11 protein-coding genes, 1 tRNA gene and 2 pseudogenes are annotated in these 11,464 nt (G+C 57.3%); 6 read left to right on the forward strand and 8 right to left on the reverse strand.

Annotated elements, in window-relative coordinates; all coding sequences use genetic code 11:
* Window positions 1-24: 24 nt before the first annotated feature.
* The 5 genes and pseudogenes from QA644_RS18820 to QA644_RS18840 form a co-directional block, all read right to left on the reverse strand.
* Window positions 25-405, reverse strand: a pseudogene (locus tag QA644_RS18820) (NAD(P)-dependent oxidoreductase); the annotation flags it as partial.
* 85 nt (window positions 406-490) lie between these two features.
* Window positions 491-1,435, reverse strand: a complete 945-nt coding sequence (locus tag QA644_RS18825; RefSeq protein WP_283069997.1) for a complex I NDUFA9 subunit family protein — start codon at window positions 1,433-1,435, stop codon at window positions 491-493.
* Between the two features lie 618 nt (window positions 1,436-2,053).
* Window positions 2,054-2,482, reverse strand: a pseudogene (locus QA644_RS18830) (dihydrofolate reductase family protein); the annotation flags it as partial.
* A 273-nt stretch (window positions 2,483-2,755) separates the two neighbouring features.
* Entirely contained in the window at window positions 2,756-3,973 is a 1,218-nt protein-coding gene (locus QA644_RS18835; RefSeq protein ID WP_283069999.1) for a GGDEF domain-containing protein, read from the reverse strand.
* A gap of 94 nt (window positions 3,974-4,067) precedes the next feature.
* On the reverse strand, window positions 4,068-4,346 hold the full coding sequence (locus QA644_RS18840) for a hypothetical protein (protein WP_283070001.1): 279 nt from the start codon (window positions 4,344-4,346) through the stop codon (window positions 4,068-4,070).
* Window positions 4,347-4,525: 179 nt separating this feature from the next.
* On the opposite strand from QA644_RS18840, the gene QA644_RS18845 reads away from it, so the two are divergent.
* The gene (locus tag QA644_RS18845) at window positions 4,526-5,950 is read left to right on the forward strand and encodes a DUF6880 family protein (protein ID WP_283070003.1); all 1,425 of its coding nucleotides are present in this window, start codon (window positions 4,526-4,528) and stop codon (window positions 5,948-5,950) included.
* A gap of 243 nt (window positions 5,951-6,193) precedes the next feature.
* On the opposite strand, the gene QA644_RS18850 is transcribed toward QA644_RS18845, so the two are convergent.
* Entirely contained in the window at window positions 6,194-7,120 is a 927-nt protein-coding gene (locus QA644_RS18850; RefSeq protein WP_283070005.1) for an HD-GYP domain-containing protein, read from the reverse strand.
* 603 nt (window positions 7,121-7,723) lie between these two features.
* On the opposite strand from QA644_RS18850, the gene QA644_RS18855 reads away from it, so the two are divergent.
* The gene (locus QA644_RS18855; RefSeq protein WP_283070007.1) at window positions 7,724-8,035 is read left to right on the forward strand and encodes a hypothetical protein; all 312 of its coding nucleotides are present in this window, start codon (window positions 7,724-7,726) and stop codon (window positions 8,033-8,035) included.
* A 147-nt stretch (window positions 8,036-8,182) separates the two neighbouring features.
* On the opposite strand, the gene QA644_RS18860 is transcribed toward QA644_RS18855, so the two are convergent.
* Window positions 8,183-8,272 (reverse strand) — tRNA-Ser (locus tag QA644_RS18860).
* A gap of 302 nt (window positions 8,273-8,574) precedes the next feature.
* On the opposite strand from QA644_RS18860, the gene rplU reads away from it, so the two are divergent.
* The 4 genes from rplU (at window position 8,575) to QA644_RS18880 (ending at window position 10,540) form a co-directional block, all read left to right on the forward strand.
* Window positions 8,575-8,892 (forward strand): 50S ribosomal protein L21, encoded by a 318-nt coding sequence (gene rplU, locus QA644_RS18865; protein ID WP_283070009.1) that lies wholly within the window; start codon window positions 8,575-8,577, stop codon window positions 8,890-8,892.
* 34 nt (window positions 8,893-8,926) lie between these two features.
* Entirely contained in the window at window positions 8,927-9,196 is a 270-nt protein-coding gene (gene rpmA, locus QA644_RS18870; protein ID WP_022717527.1) for a 50S ribosomal protein L27, read from the forward strand.
* A gap of 124 nt (window positions 9,197-9,320) precedes the next feature.
* Window positions 9,321-9,953 (forward strand): GNAT family protein, encoded by a 633-nt coding sequence (locus tag QA644_RS18875; RefSeq protein WP_028740006.1) that lies wholly within the window; start codon window positions 9,321-9,323, stop codon window positions 9,951-9,953.
* Window positions 9,953-10,540: a GNAT family N-acetyltransferase gene (locus QA644_RS18880; RefSeq protein ID WP_283070015.1), complete on the forward strand. Its 588-nt coding sequence runs from the start codon at window positions 9,953-9,955 to the stop codon at window positions 10,538-10,540. Before QA644_RS18875 ends, QA644_RS18880 begins: the two co-directional genes overlap by 1 nt.
* A 38-nt stretch (window positions 10,541-10,578) precedes the next feature.
* Here the strand turns inward: QA644_RS18880 and QA644_RS18885 are convergent, their stop codons facing one another.
* Complete coding sequence (locus tag QA644_RS18885; protein WP_283070017.1) at window positions 10,579-11,442, reverse strand: endonuclease/exonuclease/phosphatase family protein; 864 nt, start codon at window positions 11,440-11,442, stop codon at window positions 10,579-10,581.
* Window positions 11,443-11,464 lie beyond the last annotated feature (22 nt).

Genomic DNA, 11,464 nt, shown 5'->3' on the forward strand with positions numbered 1-11,464 from the left:
TGTGTCTAGGTCAGCCCGCCGAGATCATTTGTTCTTGAAGCGGGCCGCTTCTTCGGACCGGCCCGTCATATCACCGGCACTATACGAATGTGCGCCGGCGGCGGCGAGCCGTCCTCCGTCGACGATCAGGTATTCCTCGAGAATGGGCCGTCCTTCGAACCAGCATTCGAGAATCTCCCGCGTTCCGGCCGCGCACCGCGCCTGCGCGGACAACGAGGTTCCGGAAATGTGCGGCGTCATCCCGTGATGGGGCATGGTCCGGCACGGATGTTCTTGCGGCGACGGTTGCGGAAACCAGACATCCCCCGCATAGCCGGCCAGCTGACCGCTTTCCAATGCTCTGGCAACAGCGTTGCGATCGCGGATCTTGCCGCGCGCGGTGTTCACCAGATAGGCGCCGCGTTTTCACTGGTCGCATCTGGCCATGGCTGTATTCCTCCTGTTGAGTCATACCTCGCGAGCAGCAACAGGTTGCTCGCGAGGTTCCGGCTCAAGCCTCGTGCTCAATCATATGGACGAGTTCCTCGATGCCGCGGGATTGGATGCCCAGTTCTTCCAGGCCCGGAAGATCGTTTGCCGCGACATTGTCACGCCGCATGAGATCGACTTGGTTGCGCGTTAGGGACACGGCGGGAAGAAACTCCGCAGCAGTCGCCACTATGCTCCATACCGCGAATGGCACGGGCACAAGCCTGCTTCGCGCGTTGAGTTGAGTGGCGATCTCTTGGACGAGTTCCCGATACGAATAAATGCGCGGACCGGCGCACTCGAAGATCGAAGCATCCGTGGAATACTGTCCTGAGGCCAAGCGGCTCACGGCTTCCGCCACGTCCTCGACATAAACCGGCTGCAACCGAGTGCCGCCTTCTCCAAACAGCGGATAGATCGGGAGGATGCGCACCAGCCTCGCGATCGTTGTGATGAACGTGTCGTCGGGTCCCGCCATTACAGAGGGACGGACGATCACCGCGCCTGGAAACGCCGCCTTCACCACCTCCTCGCCGCGGCCCCGGGCCCGGATGTAATTCGAACGGGATTTCGGATCCGATCCAATGCCCGAAATCTGGACGAACATCTCGACGCCTGCATCCCGCGACGCGGTCGCCAGATCGGCCGCGGCTTCTACATGGACACGCTCGAAGGTCTGCTCACCGCGCTCGACATAAAGGCTGACCGCATTCACAACCGCGCGAGATCCAGCCACGGCAGCGGCGATCGAGGATGAATCGAGTATGTCCGCCTCGATCTCCTGAGATGGCCTCTTACCGGACACGTTGTCCAACTTATATTTGTGCGGATGGCGCGAGATGGCACGTACATCAACAGCCTTGTCCAGAAGCCTGGTTACGATTCGCCGCCCGAGGAAGCCCGTTCCGCCGAACACTGTCACAATGTTTTCGCCGGCTAAATCATTTCGACCAGGTTGGTTAGTCATCTTGCTCTCTAAGACCATCACCTAGCGACGCATCGTCGCGTTCTCCACGTTTACTAGAATACCCGCCTCAGCTCTTGATCCCGCTCGGCGGGATGAGAGTTTCTGGTTCCGCGAGTCCTCGCTGGCTGCCGAACCATATGGCAGCATCCCATTCTAGGCCGATCGCAGGCAGGCATTCGAGGTAGAGGCGAGGAAACGTTTCCAATTGGCATCCGTTCCGCGAACGTCCCCAATCGCAATGAAAGCGATCGATGGAGGTCGGCTCAGGGTCATGGCGTCACGTGGATGACCGTGCGACAAACGGACCCTTCGGATCGAGAGGTGACTTTCGCGGCATCCCCAGCAAGGTCCGGATGTGGGGCGCGAAGCTGCCGCTCCGCTTCGAACCTGAAAGCTCCGGAACAGGTAGTTTTCTGACGGATTTCTAAAGAAAGTTGCTCCGATGGAGCCAGACGATGGGCTGCGGCACCACAGAGCAAAAAACTCTAGAAAAAACAGAACGTTGGACTGAATCGTGGCGGGCCACGCCCGATGAAGATGAGCACTACTCCTACGCTGTAGCGCTACGATAACCCAAACCAGACTTCGGCAGCGATTTCAATCCGACGAGTCACGAGATCAAGCAGGGACGTAGGTCAACCTGATCACGTCCTCGCCAATCCGATCATTAGTCATAAGGCGGAGCGGCGGCCGGGGTCCGGCGAAATATGGCTTGCCGTGGCCAAGCACGACGGGGTGCAGGTAGATCCGATACTCATCGATCAGGCCAAGTTTGGTGAGGCTTCGCGCCAAGGCTGGGCCAGCAACTTCGATCTCCCCGGCGCGCTCGGCCTTCAGCTCACGGATCGCGCCCTCGAGATCATCCTCAACAAGCGTGGCGTTGGGGCCGACCGATTTCAACGAGCGCGAGACGACCCATTTCGGCTGGCTCCGCCACGCCGCCGCGAAGGCGTGTTGCTCTGCATCCCACTCAGGATGATCGTCGTCCCAATAATGCATGACCTCATACATTTGGCGACCGTACACACTGCCTGCCTGCCCCTGGGCAAAGGCATGGTGAGCGGCGTCAAGAAGCTCCCGAGTTTTTCGCCGGCGAAGATCATCAGCTTAAATTGACATTTGGAGCAAGTTACAAGCCCAAGCACCGTGCACTTGCCACCGCCTCTTAGCTTACCGATGGTCGCCATGTGATCTCCAACGGGTTGTTGGGATTGCGCAGGACGCCCTAGGAAGTAGCTGTGGGCTATATCGACCACTGTGGGCCACGCTACATCCGTCGCGCTGGCAATCGAAGACGTGGAGATTTCGATCTTTTGTGCGTTAGACGCTTGCGGCTGTGTGTCTGCTAGACGGCCGCGCGGTCTTGCTTTTCATCGCACCGGCTGATCCCAAGTGTTTTTCCTGAATAGACGATGCCAAGGCCACCTGGTTGCGCCCGGCAAGTTTCGCGAGATAGAGGGCTCGATCAGCTCGATCGATTGCGGCATCCACTGAGAAGTCGGAAAGATCCAACTCTGCGACACCAAAGCTTGCTGTGACTTTGCGATCGAAACCTAAGTCGACCCAGCGTCGGGTCGCAATCTTTTCTCTCAACGTCTCTGCAATCTGAGCAACTTCTATTTCTGATGCGTCCAAAACAAAAATTACAAACTCTTCTCCGCCAAAGCGCGCGATATGCGTCTTTTGATTTTGGATTTTTAACAGCTCTTTCGAAACTTCAACAATGACGTGATCGCCGGTTGCATGGCCGAAGCTATCGTTGATTTTCTTGAAATGATCGATGTCGCAAACAATGATCGCGCCGGTGAGCAGCGTTCCCCCGCTCGATCTTTGAGTGGCCTGCTCAAAACCTCGACGGTTCAAGAGACTGGTCAGCGGATCCTGCTCCGCGGCATTACGGTGTCTGTTGACGGCAGCAGCGGTCATTGCTGCGATTGCCGAGAACGGAAAGAGCATGCAGACGGTTATCGTCGAAACGTGGACGGAAAGATTGTAGGCAGAGTGCAGGAAGTCAGCCATCTCGTCGCTGGTCTGGATGAGAAAGGTGAAAACCACGCCTCTCACGAGACAATCGATCACCACAAGTGAGCTCGCGATAATGAACGCAACGTCTGCTGCGAACTTTGCCCTACTTGCGCCAAGCCAGATGGTCGATCCGAGTAGGCAGGCAAACACGATCTCAATCAGGAACAGGTCCCAGCGCAGACTAGGGATGATCAAGACGAGATAGGTATGCGGTGCCAAAAAGCCTATTGCCAGTGCGCGCCGCGTCCATTGCCACAAAGGTTGTTCAAAATGAATAAGGATCGCGCTGCCATAAGAGTAAGCCGCGCCAATGTATAAAATGCCTGAGGTAAATTGGTCGAATGTCGGTTCAATCGGAAACGACGAGAGAGCAAAGCCGCTCGCGGTCTGCGCGAAGCCCGCTCCCCACTGCCATGACGAAGAAAGTCCAATACGCCATAGAAGAAGAAAGACGAAAGCCATGATAAGGAAAAGGCTCGACGGGAGGTAAAAGATAATGTTTTGCATTTCCATGGCGTATAATGTTCCGTCCGGCACACCTGCAACGCGGCCAGGAGCGCTCAAAATCAATAGACAAGGCGGATCATCCACTAGAAAGGCGGTGATATTAATCTGAACGCAACTCGTTAACAGAGGGTTGTTCGTTTTGGGCAAGGCGCTTACCCGACATATTACCCAACCGCCGGAAACCTAGTTGCGAGTCCGCGAGATCAACCTCGTTTACGAGGACTATCGGTTTGCGATGTTTGAGTTCAGAACGGCTCGCCAGCGATTGCGACCTGGATACGGCAAAGAAGGCCAGCGCAATGGCTAAGCGCGTCGAGTGCTTCAATTCATCATTATGCCTGAGCTTGCCAGCGTCCTCTGAACTTTCGATCGTCTTCATGCGATCTCCAATGAATATTGAAGGATCAAGCGCGGGATGCCCTTGGAGGGGAACCAAGGATTACCCGGCACTCATCGATCTCAACCAAGGGAGAGGCGCCGTCGAGAGGTGGAACCCTCTGTTGGCCCGGATGCCAGCGACCTGTATGGTTCCTCGCTCTTGATACCTTGGAAAAATGGATGGCACCGAAAACGACGCTGAACGCCAAAAACCTGGAGTTGCTGGGCGCCGAGAGGCTGGCCGAGTTGCTGATCGAGATCAGCACGGGCAGCGCCGCGACCAAACGCCGGCTGCGGATCGAGCTCGCCGGAACGCAGAGCAGCGCTGAAGCAAGGGAAGTAACAAAGCGGCTTTCATCGATCGAGCGCTCCCGCTCCATGATCAACTGGCGCCGGGTGAAGGCCTTGAAGAGCGATCTGGAGACGCAGCGGCACGTGATCGTTGATACGATCGCCAGCAGCGATCCGGACGAGGCGCTGGAGGTGATGTGGCGCTTCATGGGCCTGGCGCGTTCGATTTTCGAGCGATGTGACGATGGCAACGGCACGATCATGGATGTCTTTCATCAGGCCGGCGTTGATCTGGGCACGATAGCGAGCGCGGCAAGACCGCACCCGCGCCTGCTCGGCGAACAAACTTTCCGCGCGCTGCAGGACAATGACCACGGACAGTATGATCGCCTGATCGAGAATCTGTCGCCGGCGCTGGGTGCGGAAGGCCTCGACCGGCTGAAGTCGTTGTTCGACGATTGGGCAAAAGCGCCGGTCGATACGCCGACTGAGGCAGGCCTTGTCGTGATCGGTTGGCCAAGCAGTGGCCCGGTTTACGAAGACGAATTCAATCTCCGCCATCGCGACAGAACCATCAGGTCAGCATTGGAGCAGATAGCCGATGCCCAGGGCGACGTTGATGCCTTCATCGCGCAGCAGAGCGAGCAGGCGAGATCCGTGCCGATGATTGCGGCAGAAATCGCCCAGCGACTGCTGAAGGCGGGCCGGGCCGGAGAGGCATGGGATGCCATCAATCGCATTGAGATGAAGGGCCGACAATCCCCGTTCGAGTGGGAAAAAGCCCGCCTCGATGTGCTTGAAGCTCTGGGGCGGAGGGACGAAGCGCAGGCCTTTCGCTGGCAACAATCGCTGAACGAGCGGCACCTGCGAGCTTTTCTGAAGCGCCTACCGGATTTCGATGATCTCGAAGCAGAGGAAAACGCCTTCGATTGTGTGAGCCACTTCTCGGATGTCCACCAGGCGCTCGCCTTCCTGCTGTCATGGCCGGCGCTCGACAGGGCTGCGACGCTCATTCGCGCGCGTGCAGCCGAACTTGATGGCGATCACTACGAACTTTTGACACCGGCGTCCGAGCATCTGCAGGAGAAGTATCCGTTGGCAGCGACCATCGTCCTGCGGGCTATGATTGACTTTACGCTCGATCGAGCGAAATCCAGTCGCTATCGCTTTGCCGCGCGACATCTCGTTGAATGTGAGCGACTGTCGACGAAGATTAGCGACTTCGACACTTTTGCCTCACATCCCGGCTATGTTGCAGATCTGAGGGGCAAGCACGCGAAGAAGACCGGATTCTGGGCGGCCGCAGGACAGTGACGAAGGATCATCTGCATCGGCACCAGCCAGGCGCCCTCTTAGTTTTCTGATTGTCGCCATGTGATCTCCAGCGGATGTTGAAGATCGCGCGTAGGAAGCCCCCGGGAGGTGAGCCAAAGGATTATCCCGGCATCCTCACCTATTAAATCTCGCATGCCTTTTTTCACTGCTCGGCGAGCCGGATCGACTTTTGAACTCCTGGAACGGGTTTTCTCCTCGGCAAACCATCAGACCAAACTGCACTTAGTTAAGCAGACTTCCGAGCCGCAGGACCAGTCTCCTGTCGAAGAGATGTCCCCTATCGAACATCCACTTCAGCGCTTCTGTGCTGGTCCATGCGCGCTTGTAGGGGCGGACGCTCGTAAGGGCGTCAAACACGTCGCACACGGTGCATATGCGAACAGGTAAACTCAGTCGATCAGCTCGAAGGCCAAGCGGGTAGCCGCTTCCGTCAAGGGCTTCGTGGTGAAATCGGCAGATTTCGAGAATCAGGTCAGATACCTCCGGATGCTGCTTAAGGCGGAGGTAGCCACGCTCAGGATGGGTGCGCATTACATGCCGCTCGGCGTCTGTCAGCTGTCCGCTCTTGTTGAGGATAGCGTTGGGTATCAGCAACTTGCCAAGATCATGCAACAGCCCGGCTATGGTTAATTCCCTTGTCGTTTCCTCTCCCAGGTCCGACAGGTGGCCGAGCCCCGTCATGAGCCCGCTGACCGCGAGCGAGTGGATATAAGTTCCCTCATCCTTGGTCTTTAGCCGCGTGACCTCGACCAAGACATGGGGCGAGGCGATTAAGGAAGCGGTGATGTTCATGGCGGCGGGGGCGAATCGATCGATATCGAACTTGCCTGATTTGATCTCGTCAAAACCGTCCCGCAAAGTCGCGGTTACTTGAGATACCGCATGCTGGATCCGTGTGCGCTGGTCTGATTCACGCAGAGACTTGGGCTGGACGTGTTCGTCCGGCTGGCGGGAAACAGGCAAGCCGCAATCGACATTGCTTTTTGCACGGTTGATCAGAACGTATTCCGCCGAAGAGGCGAGTATGGAATGCAGGGCGGAATCCGTTTCAAGCAGGAAGCGTCGTCCGGAGAACTCCAAGTCAGCGCATTCTACCGCTTCAATATACATTCCTTTGCGAAGCAAGGATTTTCGAATACGCAGAACCACGATTAGCGACTCCTCACGTCTGCTAATACTTCTCCTTGTAAGCGTATATCTAATATCTAATAAAAGCGTTACGTGCTTCGAACTGCTACTGCGTTCTTGGATGACAAGTGCCTCCCGCTGTGTCCCAGATCAGCGCCCGAGGCAAATCGCGGTTGATTGAGAACGGGAGGATTTCTGGTTCAACGTAGCCTACAGCGGGGCTTCATACTGCGCCGGCGCACTTGTGCTTGCCATCGGCCTCTGAACTATGGAGGCGGCAGAAATCCCGAACGCAAGTTAGAAAATCCAAATCTCCGAGATTCCAATGCGTATGGAATAAGGGAGCGTGCGCTACTTATTATCGAGGCGCTAGCCTTTGTAGAATTCGAGATGGCTGCTTCGCATAATGAGTGATGGTATCCAGAGCCGCCAAAGAGAAGGATCCCTTTTTCTCAGCAAAATCCCAGGTAACGAAACACGCTAGAATAAAAGCAGCGATGACGTATCTCATCGTATTCTTATATACGGAGATGCTTAAAGCAGCGTAAAGCACGGCCTCCTCGACCCGCTCGTCGGGCATGAGGGTCGCTGAACGCCACATATGCAGGAAAAAGGAGAATAGAAATGCGAATGATGCTCAAAGCTTCGCTTCCCGTTGACAAGGGAAACGCAGCAATCAAAGACGGCAGCCTCGTCACCAAGATTCAATCCATCCTTGCTGATCTCAAACCCGAAGCGGCCTACTTCACTGAATTCGACGGGAAAAGAACGGGCCTGATTTTCTTCGACATGACGGACACCTCGGAGATGCCGGCCGTTGCTGAGCCATGGTTCCTTGCGTTTGATGCCAGTGTTGAGATCAAGGCGGTCATGAACCGCGATGACCTGGCGAAGGCCCGGCCCGGGATTGAGAGGGCAGTCGAGAGCTTCGGCTGAATCACATCGCAGCGGCTTGCATAGCGCCCAACCACAACGGACGGGCCGTCAGCGTGGCCCTGCGATGATTTGTGATCGTAGCCACTCAACGGCAAAAGCTCTAGGCAGATGCCGAGGCTTCACAACCATTTGATTTCAAAAAAAATCTGGCGGAGAGGGGGGGATTCGAACCCCCGATGCCCTTGCAGGCATGCCGCATTTCGAGTGCGGTGCATTCAACCACTCTGCCACCTCTCCGCGGTGCTGGTTGGCGCTTGTTTCGCGCGGGCTGTCTCATAGCGATCAAAAGGCAGGCTGGCAAGACGAAATTGTAAAGCTTTTCATCCTTTTGCCTTGACAGCTTTTTGACACTCGCGTATCTCGCTCACGCAATAGGCATGGAGAAGTCCGCGCCTTGCCAGCCTCGCGCCCGCGCGGGGTTTCACCGGCAGACAGAGTTCCGGGCGAACGCCCTGAAATCCCTGCTTAACTTCGACTGATAAGAAGACAGCCACCTGCGGTTTGCGGGGAGAGCTGGATCGAACATGAAAGGATCAAAAATGTTCGCAGTCATCAAGACCGGCGGTAAGCAGTACCGTGTGGCAGCCAACGACGTGCTGACCATCGAGAAGCTTGAAGCAACCGCTGGCGACTCCATCGAATTCACCGAAGTCCTCGTAATCGGCGAAGGCGCCGACGCTGCGATTGGTGCTCCCTTCATCAAGGGCGCTTCCGTCAAGGCCGAAGTGGTCGAGCACAACCGCGGCAAGAAGGTCATCGCCTTCAAGAAGCGCCGCCGTCAGAACTCGAAGCGTTCGCGCGGCCATCGCCAGCATCATACGGTCGTCCGCATCACGGACATCGTGGCTGCCAAGTAAGATCACGGGACTAAAGGTTTAAAGGAGAACTCCAATGGCACACAAAAAAGCTGGCGGTTCGTCGCGTAACGGTCGTGATTCCGAATCCAAGCGCCTTGGCGTGAAGAAGTTCGGCGGCGAAGCCGTCATCGCAGGCAACATTATCGTGCGTCAGCGCGGTACGCAGTGGCATCCGGGCGCCAATGTCGGCCTCGGGAAGGACCACACCATTTTTGCGCTTACGGCAGGCAATGTGGACTACCGAACGAAGGCCAATGGTCGCGTGTACGTGTCTGTAATGCCGAAAGCGGAAGCAGCGGAATAAGCCGGTAGCGCTCAAAAACAGCCGGCGTCTCATCGACCCGGCTGGCCGTACCAGGTTCAGTCCAGAAAACAGGGGAGATGGGGCGCCATCTCCCCTTTTTCTTTGTCCATAAGGAGGACTGAACATGCAAGGCGAACTGATAAGGGTTGACCAATCACGGTCACCCCAAGAACGGCTGAGGCCGGAGCGGTTAAGGACCGATTGCCCTGTCTTGTTATCGGAAAGGCTCGTCATGCGCGCGCCCCACGAGGAAGACATTGACGCCCTTTCCCATCTCGCCAACAACGCCAAAGTCGCCACAATGGTATCGCGTATGCCGCACCCATATACCGCCAATGATGCAGCCGACTTCGTGCGTCGGACGAAGAATGGCGAGATTGGTAAGTGCGTCTATGCCATCACCAAAGCTGAAAACGGCGCCTTCATGGGATGCTGCGGAGTTGAGCCGCATGCAGACGGGCGTACCGTCGAAATCGGCTATTGGCTCGGTGAACCCTATTGGAACCAAGGCTATACGACCGAAGCATGCCACGCTCTGGTCGATATGGTCTTTCGCACGCGCGAAAACGTCGATCAGATCGATGCCCGTTGCCGGGTGATGAACATCGCATCACGGCGGGTTATCCAGAAGTGCGGCTTCCAGTTCCAGGGCTCAGGCCTTGCCGCGTCTCTGGCGCTCGGCAGCAACGTGCCTGTGGAATGGTACCGGCTCGACCGCAAGACCTGGATGTCGCTGAGAAGTTGGGGGAGCCTGTGATGAGCGCCGCCATCTTGCAGCGACCCAAGAGCGAGCAAGTGACGCCCGGCCCCGTGCCGGTCGTCACCACGCCCCGGCTGACGCTCCGCCCGCACAGGTTGGCCGATGCGAATGCGATTGCGGAATCGCTGTCCGACTTCGCAATCACCCGCATGCTTGCCCGCGTGCCCGCGCCCTATGACAGGCAGGACGCGCTTGATTGGCTGGTTCCCGTGACGTCCGGCAGTCTGCCGGATTGGCACTTGGCGGTCACCGATGGCGACGACACGCATTTGGGCGTCGTCTCCGTCGAGCTCCGCCACGGCCGCTGGCACCTTGGCTACTGGCTGAACCGCTACTCTTGGCGGCGCGGCTATATGAGCGAGGCTGTCGCAGCCGTGCTGGAGCGCTTCTCCCGGCGGATGCCGGAAAGCGCCGTTCATTCGGGCGTGTTCGCGGACAATCCAGCCTCGCTGAGATTGCAGGAGAAGCTCGGTTTCCGGATGACGGGATGCGTGGAGATCTACAGCTTCGCCCGCAACACCATGGTCTCGCACGTCGAAACCGTGCTTCAGCCCGGCGCTCTGCAGATCACGAAGGCTGCCTGACCAGACAAAAGCACCGCAGCCGGCGCTGCGGTGCTTTCCTATCCGCCGATCTCGATCCAGACAGGGAAATGGTCGGAGCCCACCGAAGCTGTGTCCACATGAGCAGATTTCAGGCGGCCATGCAGGCCGCAACTGACAAAACAGTAATCGAGATGCATGCGCTTGCCGTGATTCTTCGGGTCCATCCAGCTATAGCTTGCGGGCGCATAGCCTTCGAGTGCGGCCAGCGCATCGACAGGTGTTCCGATGCGTGGCACGCGGCCGCAATATCCGTCCTTCGTCCCGGCAAACGAGCAATATTCCGGCGATTCCGGCACCATGTTGAAGTCGCCCAAGATGACGTAGTCTTCCGGAAGCGGCAGATCCGCAATCTCGAATTCGCAGGCACCCGTCACGCAACCGCCCTCGAACGGAAACGCATTGATGCGCTCGTTCAAATAGGCGAGCTGGCGGATACGCTCGTCGGGCGAAACGTGATCGAGATGAACGGAATAGACGCGAAGCGCGCCTTCCGGCGTATCGATGACGGCCTCGGTCGCCCCACGCTGCAGATTGATTTTCGAAACTGTGCGGCTGCGCGGCAAAAGCAGGGTGCGCACCGACAGGATCGGCCAACGCGAAAGGATCATGTTGCCGAACTGGAAGCGCGCGCCGCGCGGCGGAAAACCCTCTTCACCGGCGTCGACATGCAGATCGCAGGCCGGGCCATAGACCCAGAAATGGTTGGGAAAGAAGGCCGCGAGATCGGCCGCCATGTCGGAAAAATCGTTTCGCGAGAAGCCTCTGGTCACCTCCTGAAGCGCGATGATATCCGCTCCATCGAGACTCTCCGCAATACGGCCGAGATCATAAATCCCATCAAGACCGAAGCCGTACTGTATGTTATAGCTCGCAAACTTCACGATAATCTTTGACCTTAGCTTG

This window comes from Rhizobium sp. CC1099 (assembly GCF_029714385.1).
In the GTDB taxonomy this organism is placed as follows: domain Bacteria; phylum Pseudomonadota; class Alphaproteobacteria; order Rhizobiales; family Rhizobiaceae; genus Rhizobium.

What these genes read in the sequence shown, in the direction of transcription:
- rpmA (WP_022717527.1), top strand. Translation starts at nt 8,927, where the DNA reads ATGGCACACAAAAAAGCTGGCGGTTCGTCGCGTAACGGTCGTGATTCC.
- QA644_RS18840 (WP_283070001.1), bottom strand. Translation starts at nt 4,346, where the DNA reads ATGAAGACGATCGAAAGTTCAGAGGACGCTGGCAAGCTCAGGCATAAT.
- QA644_RS18845 (WP_283070003.1), top strand. Translation starts at nt 4,526, where the DNA reads ATGGCACCGAAAACGACGCTGAACGCCAAAAACCTGGAGTTGCTGGGC.
- QA644_RS18855 (WP_283070007.1), top strand. Translation starts at nt 7,724, where the DNA reads ATGCGAATGATGCTCAAAGCTTCGCTTCCCGTTGACAAGGGAAACGCA.
- QA644_RS18875 (WP_028740006.1), top strand. Translation starts at nt 9,321, where the DNA reads ATGCAAGGCGAACTGATAAGGGTTGACCAATCACGGTCACCCCAAGAA.
- rplU (WP_283070009.1), top strand. Translation starts at nt 8,575, where the DNA reads ATGTTCGCAGTCATCAAGACCGGCGGTAAGCAGTACCGTGTGGCAGCC.
- QA644_RS18835 (WP_283069999.1), bottom strand. Translation starts at nt 3,973, where the DNA reads ATGGAAATGCAAAACATTATCTTTTACCTCCCGTCGAGCCTTTTCCTT.
- QA644_RS18880 (WP_283070015.1), top strand. Translation starts at nt 9,953, where the DNA reads ATGAGCGCCGCCATCTTGCAGCGACCCAAGAGCGAGCAAGTGACGCCC.
- QA644_RS18825 (WP_283069997.1), bottom strand. Translation starts at nt 1,435, where the DNA reads ATGACTAACCAACCTGGTCGAAATGATTTAGCCGGCGAAAACATTGTG.